Source organism: Microbacterium sp. B19(2022), from assembly GCF_012030385.1.
GTDB classification, from domain to species: Bacteria; Actinomycetota; Actinomycetes; order Actinomycetales; family Microbacteriaceae; genus Microbacterium; species Microbacterium oxydans_B.
In genome coordinates this window covers 114,006-135,664 of record NZ_JAAUVO010000001.1, presented here as the reverse complement: position 1 = coordinate 135,664, position 21,659 = coordinate 114,006, and the positions used below count along the sequence as shown (strand labels likewise).

24 protein-coding genes are annotated in these 21,659 nt (G+C 69.3%); 11 read left to right on the top strand and 13 right to left on the bottom strand.

The window, feature by feature from the left end; all coding sequences use genetic code 11:
• Positions 1-11: 11 nt before the first annotated feature.
• Genes HCX50_RS00690 through HCX50_RS00665 form a run of 6 tightly spaced genes read right to left on the bottom strand, consistent with a single transcriptional unit; the run spans position 12 to position 3,859 of the window.
• Positions 12-179, bottom strand: coding sequence for a hypothetical protein (locus HCX50_RS00690; protein WP_167632663.1), 168 nt, complete (start codon positions 177-179; stop codon positions 12-14).
• Complete coding sequence (locus tag HCX50_RS00685; RefSeq protein ID WP_167632662.1) at positions 176-754, bottom strand: YdeI/OmpD-associated family protein; 579 nt, start codon at positions 752-754, stop codon at positions 176-178. Before HCX50_RS00685 ends, HCX50_RS00690 begins: the two co-directional genes overlap by 4 nt.
• Positions 755-757: 3 nt before the next feature.
• Positions 758-1,570, bottom strand: a complete 813-nt coding sequence (locus HCX50_RS00680; RefSeq protein ID WP_029261258.1) for an HAD-IIA family hydrolase — start codon at positions 1,568-1,570, stop codon at positions 758-760.
• A 53-nt stretch (positions 1,571-1,623) separates the two neighbouring features.
• Complete coding sequence (locus HCX50_RS00675; protein ID WP_167632661.1) at positions 1,624-2,256, bottom strand: iron dependent repressor, metal binding and dimerization domain protein; 633 nt, start codon at positions 2,254-2,256, stop codon at positions 1,624-1,626.
• A gap of 14 nt (positions 2,257-2,270) precedes the next feature.
• Complete coding sequence (locus HCX50_RS00670; RefSeq protein ID WP_167632660.1) at positions 2,271-2,570, bottom strand: hypothetical protein; 300 nt, start codon at positions 2,568-2,570, stop codon at positions 2,271-2,273.
• A 20-nt stretch (positions 2,571-2,590) separates the two neighbouring features.
• Positions 2,591-3,859 carry an Nramp family divalent metal transporter gene (locus HCX50_RS00665; protein WP_167632777.1) on the bottom strand — a complete coding sequence of 423 codons (1,269 nt, stop codon included), beginning with the start codon at positions 3,857-3,859 and terminating at the stop codon, positions 2,591-2,593.
• Positions 3,860-3,954: 95 nt separating this feature from the next.
• Between HCX50_RS00665 and HCX50_RS00660 the strand changes: the two genes are divergently transcribed.
• Together HCX50_RS00660 and HCX50_RS00655 are read left to right on the top strand one after the other, a co-directional pair.
• Positions 3,955-4,635 (top strand): TrmH family RNA methyltransferase, encoded by a 681-nt coding sequence (locus tag HCX50_RS00660; protein WP_205828683.1) that lies wholly within the window; start codon positions 3,955-3,957, stop codon positions 4,633-4,635.
• Between the two features lie 68 nt (positions 4,636-4,703).
• A complete protein-coding gene (locus tag HCX50_RS00655; RefSeq protein ID WP_167632659.1) occupies positions 4,704-5,171 on the top strand; it encodes a VOC family protein in 468 nt (155 codons plus the stop codon).
• A gap of 32 nt (positions 5,172-5,203) precedes the next feature.
• Here HCX50_RS00655 and HCX50_RS00650 read toward each other — a convergent pair whose 3' ends face one another.
• Positions 5,204-5,482: a hypothetical protein gene (locus HCX50_RS00650; protein ID WP_029261253.1), complete on the bottom strand. Its 279-nt coding sequence runs from the start codon at positions 5,480-5,482 to the stop codon at positions 5,204-5,206.
• Positions 5,483-5,614: 132 nt separating this feature from the next.
• A complete protein-coding gene (locus tag HCX50_RS00645; RefSeq protein WP_167632658.1) occupies positions 5,615-6,937 on the bottom strand; it encodes an MATE family efflux transporter in 1,323 nt (440 codons plus the stop codon).
• A 93-nt stretch (positions 6,938-7,030) separates the two neighbouring features.
• Between HCX50_RS00645 and HCX50_RS00640 the strand changes: the two genes are divergently transcribed.
• From HCX50_RS00640 to HCX50_RS00625, 4 genes are all read left to right on the top strand, one after another.
• Positions 7,031-7,579: a J-domain-containing protein gene (locus HCX50_RS00640; protein WP_237682262.1), complete on the top strand. Its 549-nt coding sequence runs from the start codon at positions 7,031-7,033 to the stop codon at positions 7,577-7,579.
• 135 nt (positions 7,580-7,714) lie between these two features.
• The gene (locus HCX50_RS00635) at positions 7,715-9,679 is read left to right on the top strand and encodes a M13 family metallopeptidase (RefSeq protein WP_167632657.1); all 1,965 of its coding nucleotides are present in this window, start codon (positions 7,715-7,717) and stop codon (positions 9,677-9,679) included.
• A gap of 112 nt (positions 9,680-9,791) precedes the next feature.
• On the top strand, positions 9,792-10,754 hold the full coding sequence (locus HCX50_RS00630) for a serine hydrolase (protein ID WP_167632656.1): 963 nt from the start codon (positions 9,792-9,794) through the stop codon (positions 10,752-10,754).
• A 29-nt stretch (positions 10,755-10,783) separates the two neighbouring features.
• Positions 10,784-11,185, top strand: a complete 402-nt coding sequence (locus tag HCX50_RS00625) for a hypothetical protein (RefSeq protein ID WP_167632655.1) — start codon at positions 10,784-10,786, stop codon at positions 11,183-11,185.
• Between the two features lie 18 nt (positions 11,186-11,203).
• Here the strand turns inward: HCX50_RS00625 and HCX50_RS00620 are convergent, their stop codons facing one another.
• Entirely contained in the window at positions 11,204-12,646 is a 1,443-nt protein-coding gene (locus tag HCX50_RS00620) for an MFS transporter (RefSeq protein WP_167632654.1), read from the bottom strand.
• A 62-nt stretch (positions 12,647-12,708) separates the two neighbouring features.
• Between HCX50_RS00620 and HCX50_RS00615 the strand changes: the two genes are divergently transcribed.
• Together HCX50_RS00615 and HCX50_RS00610 are read left to right on the top strand one after the other, a co-directional pair.
• Entirely contained in the window at positions 12,709-14,034 is a 1,326-nt protein-coding gene (locus HCX50_RS00615) for an alpha-hydroxy-acid oxidizing protein (RefSeq protein WP_167632653.1), read from the top strand.
• A 48-nt stretch (positions 14,035-14,082) separates the two neighbouring features.
• Positions 14,083-14,772, top strand: a complete 690-nt coding sequence (locus HCX50_RS00610; RefSeq protein ID WP_167632652.1) for a GNAT family N-acetyltransferase — start codon at positions 14,083-14,085, stop codon at positions 14,770-14,772.
• Between the two features lie 33 nt (positions 14,773-14,805).
• Here the strand turns inward: HCX50_RS00610 and HCX50_RS00605 are convergent, their stop codons facing one another.
• Entirely contained in the window at positions 14,806-16,275 is a 1,470-nt protein-coding gene (locus HCX50_RS00605) for a peptide MFS transporter (RefSeq protein WP_091031678.1), read from the bottom strand.
• Between the two features lie 113 nt (positions 16,276-16,388).
• Here HCX50_RS00605 and HCX50_RS00600 point away from each other — a divergent pair, with 113 nt between their 5' ends.
• Positions 16,389-17,774 carry a glycine--tRNA ligase gene (locus HCX50_RS00600; protein WP_167632651.1) on the top strand — a complete coding sequence of 462 codons (1,386 nt, stop codon included), beginning with the start codon at positions 16,389-16,391 and terminating at the stop codon, positions 17,772-17,774.
• A 49-nt stretch (positions 17,775-17,823) separates the two neighbouring features.
• On the opposite strand, the gene HCX50_RS00595 is transcribed toward HCX50_RS00600, so the two are convergent.
• A complete protein-coding gene (locus HCX50_RS00595) occupies positions 17,824-18,783 on the bottom strand; it encodes a helix-turn-helix transcriptional regulator (protein WP_167632650.1) in 960 nt (319 codons plus the stop codon).
• A gap of 68 nt (positions 18,784-18,851) precedes the next feature.
• Between HCX50_RS00595 and HCX50_RS00590 the strand changes: the two genes are divergently transcribed.
• Both HCX50_RS00590 and HCX50_RS00585 read left to right on the top strand, forming a co-directional pair.
• Positions 18,852-20,000 (top strand): epoxide hydrolase family protein, encoded by a 1,149-nt coding sequence (locus HCX50_RS00590; RefSeq protein ID WP_167632649.1) that lies wholly within the window; start codon positions 18,852-18,854, stop codon positions 19,998-20,000.
• A gap of 70 nt (positions 20,001-20,070) precedes the next feature.
• Positions 20,071-20,553 carry a hypothetical protein gene (locus HCX50_RS00585; RefSeq protein ID WP_167632648.1) on the top strand — a complete coding sequence of 161 codons (483 nt, stop codon included), beginning with the start codon at positions 20,071-20,073 and terminating at the stop codon, positions 20,551-20,553.
• A 27-nt stretch (positions 20,554-20,580) separates the two neighbouring features.
• On the opposite strand, the gene HCX50_RS00580 is transcribed toward HCX50_RS00585, so the two are convergent.
• Positions 20,581-21,006 carry a DUF1801 domain-containing protein gene (locus tag HCX50_RS00580; RefSeq protein WP_167632647.1) on the bottom strand — a complete coding sequence of 142 codons (426 nt, stop codon included), beginning with the start codon at positions 21,004-21,006 and terminating at the stop codon, positions 20,581-20,583.
• Entirely contained in the window at positions 21,003-21,575 is a 573-nt protein-coding gene (locus HCX50_RS00575; RefSeq protein WP_167632646.1) for an HhH-GPD-type base excision DNA repair protein, read from the bottom strand. Before HCX50_RS00575 ends, HCX50_RS00580 begins: the two co-directional genes overlap by 4 nt.
• Between the last annotated feature and the right edge of the window lie 84 nt (positions 21,576-21,659).

Here is a 21,659-nt window from a genome sequence, read left to right as displayed (position 1 = left end):
AGGCTCCGGGGTCAGCGGGACTTGTCGTCGTCGTCCCAGGGCCCTTCCCACCAGCCGGCGCGGCCGTCGTCCGAGCCACCGCGTCCGCGGCGGGACCGCGCGAACTGCACGACGAACACCGTCAGCGAACTGAGCAGGATCAGGAAGACCACCAGGAACAGCACGTCGCTCTGATTCATGGGCGTTTCCCCTCCGCGGCATCCGCCACGATCTTCGCGATGCGGGCCGCCCGGGTCTCGGGGCGCTTGGCCATCGCGATGTGTGTGAGCCCGAACTTCTTGACCGACTTCGGGAAGGCGTCCCAGTTCTCCCGCGCGGCGGGAACCGCATCGAGCGCGGCGGCGAACTCCTCCGGTTCGATCCCGGCCTCCGGGCCGTCGAGCAGGGTCCACGAGCCGTTCGCCTTCGCGACCTCGAGCACGCGGATGCCGGCCGGCGCGAGCATCTCCTCCGCCTCGAGCTCCGCGATCCGCGCCTTGTTCGTCGCGGCCCACCCGCTGCCGGGGCGGCGCGGAGAGAACCACTGTCCGTTGGCGCGGTCGTCGGTTCCCTCATCGAAGACGCGCACCGGGCCGTCGATCCACCCGAAGCACAGCGCCTGCCGCACGGCATCCTCGTAGCCGACGCCCTCCGACGATCCGCGCACGCTCAGCAACCAGACGCCCGCCGCGCGCTCGTGGTTCGCCTCGAGCCAGGCGCGCCAGGCCGCGGCGTCCGCCGCCCGGAGTCGTTCGCCCTCGTCGAGTGCGCCCATCGGCTACTTCTTGATCTTGACCGTCGTGATCGTCTCGGTGATCCGCGGGAGCAGGTCGGCAACCGACTGCACGATCTCATCCGGGCGGAACGGGTACTTCTCGATCTCGGCCTGGTCGCTGATGCCGGTGAGCACCAGGATCGTGTGCAGACCCGCCTCGATGCCGGCGACGACGTCGGTGTCCATGCGGTCGCCGATCATGCCGGTGCGCTTCGAGTGCGCGCCGATCTTGTTCAGGGCCGAGCGGAACATCATCGGGTTCGGCTTGCCGACCACGTACGGCTCCTTGCCGGTGGCCTTCGTGATGAGCGCGGCGATGGCGCCCGTCGCGGGCAGCGGTCCGTCGGCGCTCGGGCCCGTGGCATCCGGGTTCGTCACGATGAAGCGCGCGCCGCCGATGATGAGGCGGATGGCCTTCGTGATCGCCTCGAACGAGTAGTTGCGCGTCTCCCCGACGACCACGAAATCGGGGTTGGTCTCGGTCATGATGAAACCCGCATCGTGCAGTGCGGTGAGGATGCCGGCCTCGCCGATCACGAAGGCAGAGCCCCCGGGGAGCTGCTGCTTCAGGAAGTCGGCGGTCGCGAGGGCCGAGGTCCAGATGCGCTCCTCGGGCACGTGCAGTCCGCTGGTGCGCAGGCGAGCCGACAGGTCGCGAGCGGTGAAGATCGAGTTGTTCGTCAGCACCAGGTACGGGATGCCCGCGCTCTCCCAACCGGCGAGCAGTTCGGATGCTCCGGGGATGGCGTCGTTCTCATGGACGAGCACGCCGTCCATGTCGGTGAGCCAGCATTCGATGTCGTCACGTTGTGCCATGTGCACAGCCTAGAGGCCACAGGCGACGTGCACCTGACCGTGTTGCGGAGCGGTCAGGCGCTGAGCCAGACCACCTGCGCCGCGCCGTCGGGCAGTGCCGTCTGCGCGCCGTCGATCTCCACTCCGGATGCCGTCACCGCGACCGTCGATGCGACCGCCAGGCCCAGTGCCTCGAGAGCTCGCAGCAGTTCAGGGTCGCGGTCGTCGACGCGCAGCACTCGGCCCGCGTGCCCGGCCGGCGCGTCGGCGAGCAGCACGAACGGCTCACGCTCGATGTGACCGTCGGCGTCGGGGATCGCATCGCCGTGCGGGTCGAAGCGCGGGCGGCCGAGGCGCGCGTCGATACCCTCCAGCAGTCGGTCGCTGATCGTGTGCTCGAGCACCTCGGCCTCGTCGTGCACCTCGTCCCAGCCGTAGTCGAACTCCTGCACCAGCCAGGTCTCGATCAGGCGGTGCCGGCGCACCATCGCAAGGGCGCGCACGGTCCCGGCATCCGTCAGCCGCACCGCACCGTAGGGCACGTGCGAGACGAGACCCGCGGCGGCGAGCTTCTTCACCATCTCGGTGACCGACGAGGGGGCGATGCCGAGCTTCGCGGCGAGCACCGAGGGAGTGATGGGGGCATCCTGCCACTCGGTGTGCGCGTAGACGGTCTTCAGATAGTCGTCAGCTGCAGGGGATGCCACCGGACCAGCTTAGGTCAGTTCGTCGCGGCGACCAGGAGGCTGTACGCGGCCTGACCCGCGAAGAACAGGACGAGGAAGCCGAGGAGGGCGGCGGCCAACGAGAGCCGGCCGTCGAACCCCTCGATCTCGGCGATGCCGATCTTGCGTGCGCGGAACGCCAGGACGAGAGTGGCGACGCCGAGAGCCAGCTGCACCCACGGGCTGCCGGGGCCGATGACCTTCGGGAACGCGATCAGCAGGCCGCCGATCACGCCCGTCGCGAGGCCGATCCAGGTGAGGATGCGGACGTTGCGGCGGGCGTTCTCGGCAGACATGCTGTCGAGCCTATCCGGGGTCAGGCCCCCGTCAGGACGAGCCAGAGCAGCGCTCCGTTGAGGGCGATCAGCAGCACCGAGGCGATGATTCCGGCGGCCGTCGTCCAGCGCCGGTTGACCCAGGCCCCGAGAGTGCGTCGCTGCGCGGTGAGCACGACCAGCGGGATCAGGGCGAAGGGGATGCCGAACGAGAGCACCACTTGGCTGAGCACCAGGGCGAGTGTCGGATCGAAGCCGATGCCGAGGATGATGAGCGCGGGGATCAGCGTGACCAGGCGACGGGCGAGCAGCGGGATACGCACGTGCAGCAGGCCGTGCATGATCTCGGCTCCCGCGTAGGCGCCCACCGAGGTCGAGGCCAGTCCGGACGCGAGGAGTCCGACGGCGAAGAACGTTGCGACGACGGGCCCGAGCCCCGCGGCGAGAGCGGCGTGCGCGCCCTCCAGAGAGTCGGTGCCCTCGACCCCGGCGAGGTTCGCGGCGGCGAGCAGCAGGATGCAGAGGTTCACGGAGCCGGCGATCACCATCGCGATCGACACGTCCCAGCGGGTGGCGGTGAGCAGGCGGCGGATGCGCGAGGTCTCGGTACGCACCGCCTCGTCGCCGGCGTGGGTGGTCGTGGCGCCGAAACGGTCGCGGGCGAGGGAGGAGTGCGCGTAGATCGCGTGCGGCATGATCGTCGCGCCGAGGATGGATGCGGCCAGCAGGACCGAGCCGGTGTCTTCGAAACGCGGAACCATTCCGCCGAGCACCCCGGCCGGGTCCGGCGGAGCGACGAAGACGCCGGCGACGAAGCCGATCGTGATGATGGCCATGAGTCCGATGATGACGAACTCGAACGGGCGCGCGCCGCGCCGGGACTGCACCGTGAGGAGGATCATCGAGACCGCGCCGGTGATCAGTCCGCCCAGCAGCAGCGGCACGTCGAACAGCAGGTTCAGGGCCACCGCGCCGCCGATGACCTCGGCCAGGTCGGTGGCCATGGCGACGAGCTCGGCCTGCAGCCAGTACGCGCGGCGAGCCCATGGCCGCTTCAGTCGTGCGCCCAGTACCTCGGGCAGGCTCTGTCCGGTGACGACGCCCAGCTTCGCGGAGAGGTACTGGATCAGCCACGCCATGATGTTGCCCGCGAGCACGACCCACACCAGCAGGTAGCCGTACTGGGCCCCCGCGGTCATATTGCTGGCGACATTGCCGGGGTCGAGGTACGCGACGCCGGCGACGAGGGCCGGGCCGAGCAGCCACAGACTGCGCGGAGCCCTGGCCGGGGGTGCGGTCGGGGTCGTCATCGGGAGCGAGGAATTTTTAGGCACACCGAAACCTTAGCGTATTTTTCGGTGAGCCTAAATATCTGAGTGGTTCGTCGCGGCGATAGCCTGGCGGGATGGACGACGCCGCTTCGGAACACACGACCGCCGACACTCCGGCGGGCCCGACGCACGGCGGCTCGACTGCCCAGCCCGGCTATGGAGTGGGCCCCTGGCCCGGAGGAGAAGAGGCGTGGCCTGCAGGTGAGCAGTACGACCCCGAACTCCTCGCGGCAGGCGATACCCGCAACGTGATCGACCGCTACCGCTACTGGCGGATGGAGGCGATCGTCGCCGACCTCGACACCCAGCGGCACCCGTTCCACGTCGCCATCGAGAACTGGCAGCACGACATGAACATCGGATCGATCGTGCGCAGCGCCAACGCGTTCCTCGCCGACACCGTGCACATCATCGGTCGCCGGCGCTGGAACAAGCGCGGGGCCATGGTCACCGATCGCTACCAGCACGTCGTGCACCACGAAGACGTCGAGACCTTCGCGGCCTGGGCTGCGACAGAGGGCCTCCCGATCATCGCGGTCGACAACGTCGAGGGCGCCGTGCCCGTGGATCGGGCCGATCTCCCGCAGCGCTGCGTGCTCCTGTTCGGACAGGAGGGACCGGGGCTCTCCGCCGAGGCGCTCGCCGCAGCATCCGCCCACATCGAGATCACCCAGTACGGCTCGACGCGCTCGATCAACGCCAGCGCCGCTGCCGCCGTGATCATGTACGAGTGGTGCCGGAGATACGCCGGCTGATCGCCGCAGGAGCCCCTCGACAGGCCGTGGCCGCGAGCGTAGCGTGAGTGCCGATCAAGGAGGCCGACATGGCAGTCGTCACACCAATCCGCCCGTTCCTCTGGTTCGTCGACAGGGCGCAGGAGGCGATGGAGTACTACGTCTCGGTGTTCCCGAACTCGTCGATCGACAGCGTGACCTACTATCCGGATGAGAATCTCAGCGAGCACTTCGAGGGCATGACCGGGAAGGTCATCAACGGGGAGTTCACTCTGAACGGGACGCGATTCGGCTGCCTCGACGGGGGACCGGAGTTCACCTTCAACGAGGCCGTCTCTTTCGTGATCGAGTGCGCCGACCAGGAAGAGATCGACCGCTACTGGCAGGCGCTCTCCGCGGTGCCGGAGGCGGAGGCATGCGGCTGGTGCAAAGACCGGTTCGGCGTCAGCTGGCAGCTGGTCCCCGCCGGGCTCGACCTTCTGCAGCAGCGGCCGGAGCAGATCCAGGCGCTGATGCACATGAAGAAGATCGTGATCTCGGAGCTCGAGATCGCTTGAGCTCGCGCTCTCGGTGGCAATGAACGGCGCGGTCAGCCGCGGTCGATGCCGAAGAGGTGGCGGTAGATCGCGTTGACGTCGCGATCCAGATGATCGATGCGCCCGTGGACCGAGCTGATCTCCGTACGCACATGCGCGAATTCGCTCCGCATCTCGGTCCGCACGCTGGCGAACTCGTTGCGGACCTCGGTTCGCACGCTCTCGAACTCGTTCTGCATCGTGCGCAGGAACATCGTCGAGATCAGCGTGATCGTGCCGAACATCCCCGCGGCGAACACGCCGATCAGCGTCCATACCTGTGGTTCCGTCATCCCCAGCATCCCTTCAGTGTCCCCCGATCATCGTCGAGTGCACCAGGGTTTCCGCGCGTAGTATTCCGCGGATTCCGGAGGGTGGGGAGAAGCAGTGATGGAGCGGATCGGTGCAGTGCCGGACGCCCGGCGTCAGACGGTCGCCGCGAGCCAGCGCCCGGATCGCACGCGCCAGCCGAGAGTGCCCAGACGCGCGAGCAGATAGACGCCGAAGAAGGCGACCGCGAGCCACACGAGTCCGGCGGTGCCGCCGACCCCGGTCGCGGCGATGATCCACAGCGCCGGCAGGAACGGCACCAGGTTCAGGCCGCCGGCGATGGCGAGGTAGCGGGCGTCGTTCGCGCCCATGAGCACCCCGTCGAGCACGAAGACGACACCCGCGATCGGCTGGGCGACGGCGAGCACGAGCAGCGCCGGCTGCACGAGCGCGGCGATCTCCGCCGAGCCGGTGAAGACGATGCCGAGCACGCCGGACAGCGCGGCGATCAGGCCGCCGACGATCACACCGAACCACGCGCCCCAGGCCACGGTGCGGGCCAGTACCCGGTGGACCTGCCGCTCGTCTCCGGCGCCCAGCTCCTTGCCGATGAGCGCCTGTGCGGCGATCGCGAGGGCATCGAGCGCGAACGCCGCGGCGGAGAAGATCGTGAACACGATCTGCCACCCGGCCAGCTCTTCGGTGCCGATGCCGGTGGCGATGCCCACGGTCGCGAGCAGGGCGACGCGCAGGCTCACGGTGCGCAGGAACAGCCATCCGCCCGACGTCGCCGTGCTCCGGATGCCGGCGCGCTGGGCGCGCAGCGAGGCGCTGTGACGGGTCGCCAGGCGGCGGATGACGAGTGCGTATGCGGCGACCATGCCCCACTGCGCGGTCACGGTGCCGGCGGCCGAGCCCGCGATGCCCCATCCGAGTCCGTAGATGAAGAGCCAGTTGAGCAGGGCGTTCGCGCCGAAACCGAGCCCCGCGATCCAGAGCGGCGTCATCGTGTCCTGCATGCCGCGCAGCAGCCCGGTCGCGGCGAAGACGATGAGCATCGCCGGCAGGCCCCACATCGAGATCACCAGGTACTCGTTGGCCTGGGCGGCGACTTCCTCGCCGGCTCCGAACAGCGAGACGAGCCACGGTGAGGAGACCGCGCCGACGACGGCGAGCACGGCGCCGAGTCCGAGTGCGAGCCACATTCCGTTGATGCCGACCGACACGGCCTCGCCCGGCTGTCCGGCGCCGAAGCGGCGGGCGACCGCCGGAGTGGTCGAGTAGGCGAGGAACACCATGAGCCCGACGATGGTCTGCAGCACGGCTCCCGCGATGCCGAGGCCGGCGAGCGGGGTGGTGCCGAGGTGTCCGACCAGAGCGGCATCCACGATCAGGAACGCGGGCTCCGCGATCAGTGCGCCGAGGGCGGGGACCGCGAGGCGCAGGATCTCTCGGTTGAGGGAGGGGCGCGCGGTCATCCTCCGAGCCTATGACCTGGCGCCGACCTCGCCCGTCCGTGCCCCGAGAGCCGTCGTAGGGTGGGAGGGAATCGGATGCGGCGGAGGTGCATCATGACGGATCCCCGAGAAGCGGCCGCGCGCTATCGCGCGAAGCAGCAGCACGCCGAGAGGGCGGACGACGACGAGGAGTCGGGCGTCCCGCCGGGGGCCGGTGCCGCGGTCGACAGGACCGCCTTCATCGAGACGGCTATCCAGGTGGCGATCCGCCGCGGCGACTTCGACGACCTGCCCGGCGCCGGCAAGCCGCTGGAAGGACTCGGCACGCATCACGATCCGGATTGGTGGATCCGTCGCAAGATCGAGACCGAGAATCTCACCGGGCTCGGCCCGCCCGCCATCCTGCTGCGCACCGAGGATCGGGAGCTGAACGATCAGCTCGATCTGCTCGGACGCGAGTCGGACGTGCGCGACGTGCTCGACGACTTCAACAAGCGCGTGCGCGAGGCGCGTCGCCAGCTCCAAGGCGGCCCTCCCGTCGTGACCGAACCGAGGGATGTCGATGCCGAGGTGGTGGCCTGGGCGGAGCGTCGGGCGGTGAGGCCCGCGGCCGCGCCCACGCCGGAGCCGCGCCGCCGACGCTTCGGTCGGCGACGCCGCTGAAGTCCGCTGCGCTTCCCGCGGTGAAATGCGCCTCGTTCGGCCGGATGCCGCGAGTCTGGCCGAACGAAGCGCGATCGGCCGAAGAGGGTGCAGCGAACCGGCCCGGAGTCCGAGGGGGGTCATAGGCTGGTGCGCATGACTGACGTTCTTCCCGTAGGCCTCGCCCTTGATGAGTTCAGCTCCGACATCCGCCCGCAGGACGACCTCTATCGTCACGTGAACGGCGCCTGGCTCTCGCGCACCGAGATCCCCGGCGACAAGGCGCGCTGGGGTTCGTTCCACCTCCTCGCCGAGCAGGCCGAGAAAGACGTCAGGGCGATCATCGAGGAGTCGCAGGATGCCGAGGAGGGCACGCTCGCTCGCAAGATCGGCGACCTGTTCGCGAGCTTCATGGACACCGAGCGCATCGATGCCGCCGGCCTCTCTCCGCTGACGGAGACCCTCGCGGAGGTCGACGCGATCGACGGAATCCCGGCGTTCCTGCGCACCGTCGGCGCCTACGACCGCGACGGCCGCGCGGCCGTGATCGGCATGTACGTCGACGGCGACCCGGGCGACCCCGAGCGCTACCTGCCCGTGCTCATGCAGGCCGGGCTGTCCCTGCCGGACGAGAGCTACTTCCGGCTCGACACGTTCGCCGACACCAGGGCCGCCTATCGCGCGCACCTCGAGCGGCTGCTCGACCTCGCCGGCGTCCCGGATGCCGGGGCGAACGCCGACCGTGCGATCGCACTCGAGACCGAGCTCGCGGGCCATCACTGGGACAACGTGCGAAGCCGCGACGCCGTGGCGACCTACAACCTCAAGACCTGGGACGAGCTGCAGGAGCTCACGGGCGTCGACCTGACTCCGTGGCGCGAGGCCGTCACACCGTCGAACCCGGCCGCCTTCGACGAGGTCGTCGTCTCGCAGCCCAGCTTCTTCGAGGGACTCGGCTCGCTGCTCACGCCCGAGCGTCTCGACGACTGGAAGGCATGGCTGCGGGCCAAGGTCGTGCACGCCGCGGCCCCGTACCTCACCGACGACCTGGTGCACGAGAACTTCTCGTTCTACGGCACCGAGCTCACCGGCGTGCCGACGATCCGCGAGCGCTGGAAGCGCGGCGTCTCGCTCACCGAGGGTGCTCTCGGCGAGGCGATCGGCAAGGTCTACGTCGAGCGGCACTACCCGCCGACGGCGAAGGCCGCGATGGACGAGCTGGTCGCCCACCTGATCGAGGCATATCGGCAGAGCATCACCGAGCTCGAGTGGATGACGGCCGAGACCCGGGGGCGCGCGCTCGCCAAGCTCGACTCCTTCACCCCCAAGATCGGCCACCCCGAGGTGTGGCGCGACTACTCGAGCCTCGAGATCGACAGGGCCGACCTGTTCGGCAACGTTCGTCGGGCGTCGATCTTCGAGCACGACCGGCACGTCGACAAGGTCGGCAAGCCGATCGACCGCCTCGAGTGGCACATGCCGCCGCAGATGGTCAACGCGTACTACAACCCGTCGATGAACGAGATCGTGTTCCCTGCGGCCATCCTGCAGTATCCGTTCTTCGACGCGAGCCGTGACGCCGCCGCGAACTACGGCGGAATCGGCGCTGTCATCGGGCACGAGATTGGTCACGGCTTCGACGATCAGGGCAGCCGCTACGACGGCGACGGCCGCCTGCAGGACTGGTGGACCGACGCCGACCGTTCGGCCTTCGAGGAGCGCACCAAGGCGCTCATCGCGCAGTACGACGCGCTCGTCCCCGAAGGGCTCGACGCCGAGCACCATGTCAACGGCGCCCTCACGATCGGTGAGAACATCGGCGACCTCGGCGGCCTCGGCATCGCGCTCAAGGCCTACGAGCTCTCGCTCGGCGGCGCGGAGGCCCCGGTCATCGACGGGTACACGGGCGTGCAGCGCCTGCTGCTCTCGTGGGCGCAGGTGTGGCAGCAGAAGAGCCGCGACGCCGAGACGCTGCGGCTGCTGACCATCGACCCGCACTCGCCGAACGAGTTCCGCTGCAACCAGATCGTGCGCAACATCGACGCGTTCTACGAGGCGTTCGGCGTGGGCCAGGACGACGCCCTGTGGCTCCCCGAGGCGTCGCGTGTGACCATCTGGTGACCAATCGTCTGACTCTGTGATGCATCCCCCGGCGGTGGGGTTACGATAGCCCTGCCGCTGGGGAGTGCCTCCCCGTGGTATCCCGCAAATCCCCCCCTCGTAAGGATCACGCGTGGGCGCTCTCGAGCCTGGTGAAGGGTTCCGCAACTCCTCGGCCCCCGAGTCCCTCGGCGGTGCGCCGGAGTCTTCTGCGGGCCGTCGCTCGCAGCGGACCAGCCGCCGGCTCCCGCGTCGCGCCGCGCTCGGGCGCCGCTCCTTCACGGCCACCCTGCGTTCCCTCGAGGGACTGGTCGATTCCGGCGCTCAGGTGTCGGTGCACGTCGTCGACCTCGACAATCACGTGCACGTGCTGGCCGGCGACGATCACGTGACCATGCCCGTCGCGGGGCTCGGCGTGGTGCCGCTGCTGATCGAGGTGGCCGCCGGATTCCAGAGCGGTGCGCTCGATCCGTTCGAGATCGTCGAGCGCGAGAGCGTCGACGCCGTCGAGAGCTCCGGCCTGTGGCGGCATCTGCACGCCCCGGCGCTGCCGCTCGAGGATCTGGCCGTGCTGGCCGCGACAGCCGGCGATCCGATCGCCGTGAACGCCCTGCTGCAGAAGGTCGGACATGACCGGGTGCGCGAGCGCATCGAGTCGCTCGGGCTGCGCCGTACGGCCCTGCTCGACCGGTTCCGTGACCGCCGCGGTCCGGACGACGCCCCGCAGGTCGCCGTGGGATCCGCTCGGGAGCTCGCCGGGCTGTTCTCGGCCCTGGTCAACTCGCAGGTCGTCGACGCCGCGGTCAGCGCGCAGGTGTCGGAGTGGCTGAGCCTGAACCAGGACCTGAGCCTGGTCGCGGCATCCACCGGCCTCGACCCCTTCGCGCACGATCATGACGCGCACGGACTGCTGTTCGTGAACAAGACCGGCCGCGACCGCGGGGTCCGCGCCGAGGCGGGCGTGCTCGCGGGGCCCCGCGCCGGCGTCGCCTACTCGCTCATCGTCTGCTTCGACGACCTGTCGATCACGCACCGGCTGCGCGCGCATGACGCCTTCCGGGTGCTCGGCGTCGAACTCATGGAGTACACGCACTGAGAGCACGCTCCCCTCGCTAGCATCGAGGGATGCCCCGACCCGACTGGACCCCGCACCGCCGTGACGACGGCGAGCTGCTCGGCTGGATCCACCCGGAGGGCGACGACTGGGTCGCGGTCGACGTGCTGGGCCGACCGGCATCCGATCCGACCGAATGGCTCGACGCCGAGGTGGCGCTCGAGGAGCACGGCATCGCCTGGCTCGCCGACCCGTGGATGCTGGAGGGCGAGGGTGACCGCCCGCTCCGGGTTCGGATCCTCGAGGTCACGCCGGACGAGGAGGGCGTGCCGGGTCGCATCGTGGTGAAGCTCGACGACTTCGGCGACATGTCCCGCCCGGCGACGGCGCAGTTCGTGCTGGCCTGGCCGATCCCGGACCGGCTGCGCCCGCCGCGGGACGGTGATCCGGACCCGCGCACGATCTCCCGTTGACCTGAGAGAGGGCAGAGCTCAGCCGGGCAGCGACGGATGCTGCTCGGAGCTGCGCTGCTTCGGGATGAAGAGCGACAGCACGACCGCGATGATGCCGGCGGCGATCGCAAGCCAGAAGCACACCTCGAACGCGGCGCGGGTCGGCACGGCGACACCGCCGACCTCGACACTCATCGCGGCGAGGATGCCGCCCATCACGGCCGAAGCGCTCGAGGTGCCGACCGAACGGAACAGGGCGTTCAGGCCGTTCGACGCACCGGTCTCGTTCGCCGGCACCGACCGCATGATGATCATCGGCATGGCGGCGAAAGTGAAGCCGATGCCGACTCCGATGAAGATGTTCGCGACGAAGATGTGCCACACCTCGGAAGACCACAGCAGCACGAACACGTAGGCGAGCACGATCGCGCCGGCGCCGACGGTGAACAGCGGCCGCGGTCCGACCGTGCGCTCCAGCCAGCCCGACAGCGGGGAGATCACCATCATCACGAGACCGGCGGGCATGATCACGAGAGACGCCGCGAGCATGTCGAGCCCGAATCCGGCGCCGTCGACCGCGGGCATCTCGAGCAGCTGCGGGAACGTCACGTTCGAGGCGAACAGCGCGAAGCCCATGCCGATCGCGGCGATGTTCGTGAACAGCACGGCGGGGCGCGCCGCCACCCGCAGGTCGAGCAGCGGGTCCTTCGTGCGCAACTGGTACCAGCCCCACACCAGCAGCACGACGAGTCCGCCGATGATGCAGACCAGTGTGAGCGGTGAGGTCCAGCCCCACTGTGCACCTCGGGAGACGAAGAGCAGGATGCCGGTGAGACCGATGGCGAGCCCGATGGCGCCGAGCACGTCGAGTCGCCCGGGGGAGCGGAGCACATCCTCGGGGATCACGGCCAGCACGAGGATGAGGCCGACGACCCCAAGGGCTGCCGCGAGCCAGAACAGCATGTGCCAGTCGGCGTTCTGCGCGAGAAGGGCGGCCACCGGCATGCCGATCGCGCCGCCGACACCCATGGTCGCGCTCATAAGGGCGACCGCGGTGCCGAGCCGCTCGGGCGGCAGTACGTCGCGCATGATCGCGATGCCGAGGGGAACGACGCCCGTCACGGCCCCCTGGAGTGCGCGCCCGATGATCACTCCGATGATCGAGCCGGAGACCGCGGCGATCACCGAGCCGAGGATCAGGATCGCGAGTAGCGCGATCACCACCCGGCGCTTGCCGTACATGTCGCCGAGTCGGCCCGAGATCGGGGTGGCGACGGCGGCGACGAGCAGCGTGATCGTGACGACCCAGGTCGTGTCCTCGCGGGAGGCGTTCAGCAGCTGCGGCAGCTCGGCCTGCAACGGCACGACGAGCGTGAACATGAACGACGAGCAGAGTCCGGCGAAGGCGAGGACCGCGACGATCGCCCACTTCGGCGGGGTGCGGGAGAGGCGCTTCCTGGCCCTGTCGTCGTTCGCACCCACCGGCCCAGGCTATCGGCGATCCCACGGTGCAGGGTCGCCGGGCCCCTGACTAGCATGTGGTCATGGTCACGAGCAGCGTCGCTCCGGACGATCCCGCCGCCCACCGCGGCATCTCCCGGCGCACCCAGTCCGACATCTACCGCGCCGGCATCAGCGGGACGAGACCCGCGGTGCCGATCGACGCGGTTGCGCTGAAGGCGGCCGCCCGCAAGGCACTGAGTGCCGAGGCGTTCGCCTACATCGCCGGTGGTGCGGGGTCCGAGCGCACCATGACGGCCAACCGCCGCGCATTCGACCGCTGGCAGGTGTGGCCGCGCCCGCTGCGCGACGTCTCGACCCGCGACCTCGGCGTGGAGTTCCTCGGCAAGCGCAGGCCGACCCCGCTGCTGCTCGCCCCGCTCGGAGTGATGGAGATGGCGCACGCGGATGCGGATCTCGCCGTGGCCCGCGCGGCGGCATCCCTCGGCGTCCCGTACACGCTGTCGAACCAGGCGTCGTTCCCGATGGAGCAGGTGGCGGATGCCGCACCCGACGGCTCTCGCTTGTTCCAGCTCTACTGGTCGGCGTCCGACGACCTCAACCGCTCGCTGCTCGCCCGCGCCGAGGCATCCGGCTGCGAGGCGATCGTCATCACTCTCGACACGCACCTGCTCGGGTGGCGCACCCGCGACCTCGATCTCGCGTATCTGCCGTTCACGCGGGGGATGGGCATCGCGCAGTACACGAGCGACCCGGTGTTCCAGCAGCTGGTGCGGGAGCGTGTCGCAGCGCCGAAGGGCGATGCGCCCGGTGTCAAGGTCACGCCGAAAGCGGTCGCCGCCGCCCTCACGATCGCGCGCAAGGGTGCGCCGCTCACGGGCGGTGGGTCGCTGCGTGACAACCTGCGCTCGCCGCTGCCTCGGGCCGCGGTCGAGACCTTCCTCGACGTGTTCTCCACCCCGGCACTCACCTGGAGCGACCTGGCGAAGGCGCGGGAGTGGACGACCCTGCCGATCATCCTGAAGGGCATCGTGCATCCCGACGATGCCCAGGCCGCGCTGGATGCCGGCGTCGACGGCATCTGGATCTCGAACCACGGCGGCCGCCAGATCGACCGGTCGGTGCCGACGCTCGACGTGCTGCCCGAGATCGCCGAGCGCGTCGCGGGTCGCGTGCCGATCGTCTTCGACTCCGGCGTGCGTGGTGGTGCGGATGCCGTGATCGCCCTGGCTCTCGGAGCCACGGTCGTGGCGCTCGGGCGTCCGTACGCCTACGGCCTCGGTATCGCCGGGGAGGCCGGCGTGCGCGAGGTCGTGCGCAACGTGCTCGCCGAGGTCGACATCACGCTCGGTCTCGCGGGGCTGACGTCCGTGTCGCAGCTCGATCGCGACGCGCTGCGCCAGATCTGATCGCGGTCGCGTTTCCGCGAACGGGCTCAGGAGGGGCAGACTGGGTCCGTGCGAACCATCCGCGATCTCGACACCGTTGAACTCATCCTCGACGCGCAGGGCCTGCTCGACTCCATCCGGGGTCCGCAGCGCGTGGTGGATGCCGGCACCCTGCGCGCCCTGCAGCAGTCGGGCAACTACGTCGTCGGGTTCTTCGACGGCGAGGGCGAGGAGGAGCGCATGGTCGGCGCCTCCATCGCCTTCTTCGGCGAGCCCGCCCGGCGTGCGATGCACTCGCACATCACCGCGCTGCTGCCGGAGTACCGCGGGCGCGGCTGGGGTCGCGAACTCAAGGAGCACCAGCGTCAGTGGGCGTTCTCACGCGACGTCGGGCGCATCACCTGGGTGTTCGACCCGCTCGTGGCGCGCAATGCGCACTTCTTCTTCTCGGTGCTGGGCGCTCGTGCCACCGGCTACTCCGTGAACCGCTACGGCATCTTCGGCGGCGGCGACGCGGGTGACGAGAGCGACCGCCTGGACGTCGAGTGGGCGCTCGCCGACATCGCGAAGCCCCCGGCCGACGATGCGGTCGTCGAGACCCTCGAGATCCCGGCCGACATCGAGGCGATGCGTGTCTCCGACCCGGAAGCCGCTCACGAGTGGCGTCTGCGTCTGCGCGGACAGATGGAGGGCCTGCTCGGCAGCGGCCTGACCATCGCCGGCTACGACAACGCGCGCGGCTACCTCTTCACTGCGTGACCCGCGGCGCCGCCTGAACAGCGGCGCGCACGCTCAGCGCACCCCGCGCATGAGCTTCAGCACGGGCTTGACGCTCACCAGTAGTCCGATGCCGACGACGATGGCGATGCCGCCGAGGATCGAAAAGAAGGGCACCTCGTCGTCGGGGTTGTAGAACTGCACGAGCCATCCGGAGATCGCCGTCCCGAGCGCGATCGACAGGAAGAACAGCGCGACCATCTGCGTGCGGAACACACCCGGTGCGAGCTTGGTGGCGGCCGACAGGCCGACCGGCGAGATGAGCAGCTCCGCCACCGTGAACACGAAGAGGATCCCGACGATCGCCAGCAGCGGTGTGGAGTTCTCGCCGCCGCCGGCGAAGGGGAGGAAGAGCAGGAACGCCGATCCCATGATGATGGCCGCGAGCGCGAACTTCACCGGCGTCGATGGTTGACGCTTTCCGAGCTTGGTCCAGATCGCGGCGAAGACACCGGACAGGATGATGATGAAGACCGGGTTGATCGACTGCACCCAGGAGACGGGCATCTCCCAGCCGAACAGGTTGCGGTTCAGGCGCTGGTCGGAGTAGATCGTCAGCACCGTGAACTGCTGCTGGTACAGCGACCAGAACGCGACGCTGGTGATGAAGAGGGGCAGGAACGCCCACACTCGCGATCGTTCGGTGGCGTCGATGCGACGGCTGCCGAGGATCACCGAGAAGTAGGCGACCGCGGCGACGATCGTGACACCGATCACCAGGGTGGCGAGGTTGTCGGGTCGGATCACGCCGGTGAGCACGAGGACGGCGATGAGCACGATCGCGGCGGCCGCGATGAGCCCGACCAGCAGATAGCGGGACTTCGGAAGCGGGTTGGGCACCTCCCGCGCCGAGGCGGGCAGCGCTTTGCGGCCGAACGAGTATTGGATGAGCCCCAGCGTCATCCCGATCGCAGCGAGGCCGAAGCCGTAGTGGAAGCCGAGCGAGGACTGCAGGATGCCGGTGAGGATCGGCCCCAGGAACGCGCCGAGGTTGATGCCGAGGTAGAAGAGCGAGAAACCGGCGTCCCGGCGCGGGTCGTCGGCGCTGTACAGACTGCCGACGACTGATGTGGCGTTCGCCTTGAGCCCGCCGGATCCGAGCGCCACGAGCACGAGGCCGACGCCGACACCGACCGCGCCCGGAAGAAGGGCGAGGGCGAGGTGCCCCGCCACGATCACCATCGCGCTGACGAACAGCACGCGCTCTGCGCCGAACAGGCGGTCGGCGAGCCAGGCCCCGAGAATCGTCGAGAGGTAGACCGACCCTCCGTACGCGCCCACGATGCCGCCCGCAACAGCCTTGGGGATGCCGAGGCCGCCCTCGGTCACCTCGAAGTAGAGGTAGATGAGCAGGATGCCCTGCATGCCGTAGAAGCTGAACCGCTCCCACATCTCGACGCCGAAGATGTGCACGAGCGCCCAGGGTTGTCCGAAGAAGCGAGTGTCTTCGTCGCGAGTTCGCCGAGTGCGCGCAGGAGTGCTCATGCCAGGACGGTACTCCGCGGCGGGCTGAGGGGCCAGGTCCCGCGCGGGACGACGGATAGAATGAGTTGCCCGTGTTCACGGGTTTCCTCCCGCATCCGACCATTGGAGCCACCATGGCCGAACAGTCCCGCCTCGACAAGGTCATCGCCCTCGCCCGCCACCGCGGGTTCGTGTTCCAAGCGGGTGAGATCTACGGCGGTTCTCGATCGGCCTGGGACTACGGCCCCCTCGGCACGGAGCTCAAGGAGAACATCCGCCGCCAGTGGTGGCAGACCTTCGTCCGCGGCCGCGGCGACATGGTCGGCCTCGACTCCAGCATCATCCTCCCCAAGCGCGTGTGGGAGGCGTCGGGTCACGTCGCCACGTTCACCGACCCGCTGGTCGAGTGCCTGCAGTGCCACAAGCGCTTCCGTGCCGACAACCTCATCGAGGACTTCGAGGCGCGCAAGGGCCGCAAGGCCGAGAACGGTCTCGCCGACATCCCGTGCCCGAACTGCGGCACCAAGGGCCAGTACACCGAGCCCAAGGCGTTCTCCGGTCTGGTGAAGACCTACCTCGGCGTCGTGGACGACGAGTCGGGCATGTACTTCCTGCGCCCCGAGACCGCCCAGGGCATCTTCGTGAACTTCTCGAACGTGCTCACCGCGAGCCGCAAGAAGCCGCCGTTCGGCATCGGCCAGGTCGGCAAGGCGTTCCGCAACGAGATCACGCCCGGCAACTTCATCTTCCGCACCCGCGAGTTCGAGCAGATGGAGATCGAGTTCTTCACCCCGCCGGCCGAGGCGCAGGAGTGGTTCGAGCACTGGGTCGAAGCGTGCTGGAACTGGTTCATCGACCTCGGCATCGACCCCGAGAACATGCGTCAGTTCGACGTGCCCGAAGACGACCGTGCGCACTACTCGGCCGGCACGATCGACGTCGAGTACAAGTTCGGGTTCGCGGGCAAGGAGTGGGGCGAGCTCATGGGCGTCGCCAACCGCACCGACTACGACCTCTCCAGCCACAGCGAGGCGTCGGGCCAGAGCCTGACGTACTTCGACCAGGCCACGGGTGAGCGCTACACCCCGTACGTGATCGAGCCGTCGTTCGGCCTCACCCGCGCGATGATGGCGTTCCTCGTCGACGCGTACCGCGAGGAGCAGGTGCCCAACGCCAAGGGCGGCACCGACGTGCGCACGGTGCTCAAGCTCGACCCGCGCCTCGCCCCGGTCAAGGCCGCCGTGCTGCCGCTGTCGCGCAACGAGAAGCTGTCGCCGCTCGCCCGCGAGGTCGCCGACACGCTCCGCAGCTCCTGGGCCGTCGACTTCGACGACGCGGGTGCGATCGGTCGCCGCTACCGTCGCCAGGACGAGATCGGCACCCCGTTCTGCGTCACGGTCGACTTCGACTCGCTCGACGACCGCGCCGTCACGGTGCGCGACCGCGACACCATGGCGCAGGAGCGCGTCTCGATCGACGAGCTGCACGCGTACCTCGCGGAGCGCCTGCGCGGCGCCTGAGGATCGCAGCGATCCAGACCCCGTCGGCCCGAGTGGCCGGCGGGGTCTTTCATGCGCTCCCGGCGACCGCCCGCGCATACCGCTCGGAGAGCAGCTGCAGCCGCGGGAGCAGCTCGGGCGGGCTCTCGACCGTGAAGTCCATCATCAGCATCCCGATGTACGCGGCCACGGTGTCGAGGCTGTCGGCACCTGTGACGAGGATGCAGTGCTCGTCGTCGACCGGTTCGACCACGCCGACCGCCGCATGGATCCGGTCGAGCACGGCTTCGGCCGGGGCGTCGATGCGGAGCCGGGCGTGCACCTTCCAGCCGCTCACCGCGATGGTCCGCATCGCGAACGCCGTGTAGTCGCCACCGGGGAGGGGCTGCGGATCGAAGCGCCGATGGGTCGGCATCCGCAGGTCCATCCAGTCGACCCGGTAGGTGCCCCACTCCTCGGTCTGCGGGTCTCGCGCCACGAGATACCACCGCCGCACCCAGGTAAGCAGACGGTACGGCTCGACCAGCACGGGCGCGCCCTCGTAATCGAAGCGCAGCCACTCTTCGTTGCGGATCGCGCTCGCGATGGCCTGCAGTGCGGCGGCGTCGACCTCGGGGTCCGGGGCGTCCGTGTCGTTGTTCTCGGGGGCGCGGTCGACGCTCGAGCGGAGGGCATCGACCGTGGGGCGCAGATGCGACGGCAACACCTGCTCCAGTTTCGCCAAGGCCCTCGCGCCGGACTCCGCGATCCCCGCGATGCCGGCCGCGGCGCGCAGGCCGACGGTGACGGCCACGGCCTCCTCGTCGTCGAGCAGCAGGGGTGGCAGCTTTCCTCCGGCACCGAGCCGGTAGCCGCCGACGGATCCGCGGGTCGCATCGACGGGATAGCCGAGGTCGCGCAGTCGTTCGATGTCGTGTCGGACGGTGCGCGCCGAGACGCCGAGACGCGACGCGAGGTCGCTTCCCGAGCGCTCCGGACCGGTCTGCAAGAGCGCCAGTAACGCGAGCAGACGCGCGGTCGGGTCGGCCATCGGAGCTCCTCGAAAGTCATCCATCCATTAGGAACGAATCCAACCTAATGCCCTCCTACCTTCGAGATATGGAAAACACGACGCTCGCCTTCCGCCCCTTCACCGTCTCGGTCTCCGCCACCGAGGTCGCCGATCTCCAGGATCGCCTCGCCCGCACTCGCCTTCCGCAGCCCTCGCCGACGGATGACTGGGATGCCGGCACCCCCAACTCCTACCTCCGCGAGGCCGTCGCTGCGTGGCGAGACTTCGACTGGACGGAGGCCCAGGACCGGATCAACGCCGTCCCGCACTTCACGACCGAGATCGACGGCCAGACGATCCACTTCATCCACGTGCGCTCGACCCACGCGGGCGCGACGCCGTTGCTGCTCGCCCACACCTACCCCGGTTCCTCGATCGACTACCTCGATCTGATCGACCGGCTCGTCGACCCGGTGGCTCACGGCGGTCGTGCCGAAGACGCCTTCGACGTCGTGATCCCGGATGCTCCGGGCTACGGTTTCTCGCAACCCCTGGCGTCGACGGGCTGGACGGTCGGTCGGGTCGCCGCCGCCTACGACCGCCTGATGCGCGGGCTCGGCTACGACAGCTACGGCATCCACGGCTCCGACAACGGCGCGATGGTGGCCCGCGAACTGGGGCTGCTCGAGCCCGCGGGCTTCCTCGGACTGCACGTGCTGCAGCTGTTCTCCTTCCCGTCGGGCGACCCGGCGGAGTTCGAGAAGCTCGAGCCCGCCGACTACGCCGGCCTCGAGCACATGCAGTGGTTCCAGTCGGTCGGCGGCTACAACACGATGAACGCCTCGCGCCCGCAGACGGTGTCGGTCGGGCTCAGCGACTCCCCGGTCGGGCTGCTCGCCTACAGCGAGCTGTTCAACTCGTTCGGCAACGGCACCTCGCTCGTGCCGCAGGAGAAGATCCTGCTCGAGGTCAGCGTGAACTGGTTCGCGAATGCGGCCTCCGGCATGAGCCGCAGCTACCTGGAGAACGCCAGAGCGGATGCCGCGGACGACGGTGCCGAGCCGCGCATCAACGCCGCGCGGACCGGGGTGGCCGTGTTCGCCGACGACTTCCAGACGATCCGGGTCTTCGCCGAGCGCGACAACTCGAACATCGTGCACTGGAGTCGTTTTGACGAGGGCGGGCACTTCGCGGCCCTGGAGCGTCCGGACGTGCTGGCAGCCGACATCCGCGTGTTCTTCGCCGACGTCCGCTGACCTCCGAACCCGACTCGGCTGTCCAGACCCACCCGTGCGACGGTCACGCGGGTGGGTCTAGCATGTCGGCATGTTCGAGTCGTGGAGCGAGTTCAACGTCGCGATGGCGGGAGCGACCGCTGCGCTCGCCGGTCTCGTGATCGTCGCTGCGAGCGTGAACATCGCCGAGATCGTCAAATCGCGCACGCTGACCGCAAGGCTCCTCGCCGGAATCGCCGCGCTGCTCCTCGCGCTCGCGGTGTCGGCGCTGGGGCTCGTGCCCGGTATCGACGCGGCATGGTTCGGGGCGGTGACCGTCGTGGTCGCACTGCTGGCCGCGGTGTTTCAGGTGCACGCGACGCGACTCATCGCGACCGATCCGAATCCCGAGGATCGCGTCCGTCCGCTCAAGTACCTGGTCGGCTTCCTACCGATCTTCGCCTATCTCGCGGCGGGCGTGCTGGTGTGGTTCGGGCATCCGGCCGGGCTGTACCTCGCGGCCGTGGGCTGTCTGCTCGCGATCGCCTCGGCCGTCGTGGTGTCGTGGGTCGCGCTCGTCGAGGTCCTGCGCTGAGAAGCGCCGCGGCCGGTGGGACGCTCCTCAGCCGGTGACGGTCAGCTGCACCTCGGGGGTGCCGCCCGCCTCGACCCACGCCAGTGAACGTTCGAGGATGCCGCGCAGCACCTCGAGGTCGATCTGCTCCAGGTCTTTGATGTACAGGCATCCGACGCCCGTGGTGTGCGGGCCGAGCTCGGCCAGGGCCGCGGTGTGGGCGTCGACGCCATCGAAGAGGTAGATCGTGGTCGCGGCCTTGCGGGGTGCGAAGCCGAGCAGTCCGCTGTCGCCCTCGGTGCCGGTCGGGTAGCGGTAGTGGCACGACCCGAAGCCGATGATCGTGCCCCAGGTCTGCGGTTCTCGTCCGGTGATCTCCTGCATGAGCGCGGTCAGCGTCTCGGCATCCCGGCGGCGGACGGCGGGGGAGGAACGGGCGATGAGCCCCGCGACGTCATCGCCCGTGGGCTTCACTTCGGAGCCTTCGCCGCGGCCTTCATGGCCTTCTTGTGCTCGCGCACCTTCGTGAGCGACTCGGGAGAGACGATGTCGGCGACACTGCGGTATGAGCCGTCTTCGCCGTATGCACCCGCGGCCTCGCGCCAGCCCTCGCCCGTGAAGCCGTACTGCTTGCCCAGCAGAGCCAGGAAGATCTTCGCCTTCTGCTCGCCGAATCCGGGGAGGGCCTTCAGGCGCTTCAGCACCTCGGGTCCATCCGGAGCGCCCTCGGTCCAGAGTGCGGCCGCATCGCCGTCCCAGTCATCGACGAGCGTCTGGCACAGCGTCTGCACGCGGGCGGCCATGGACCCTGGGAAGCGGTGCACGGCGGGGGTCTGCTTGAACGCCTCGAGGAACTCGTCCGGTGCCATGTGCGCGATGGTCGCGGCATCCGCCGCTCCGGTGCGCTGTTCGATCTTGAGCGGACCGGCGAACGCGGTCTCCATCGGGACCTGCTGATCCAGCAGCATCCCCACCAGAAGTGCGAGAGGATTGTCGGTCAGCAGCTGGTCGGCGGCGGTGTCTCCGGTGATGTGAAGGGCCATGCCTCCAGTGTCCCACCCTGCGGTCGAGGCACGCTTCGCTCGGCCAATCGCGCGCGCTTCGGCCATTCGCGCGCGAAACGGCCG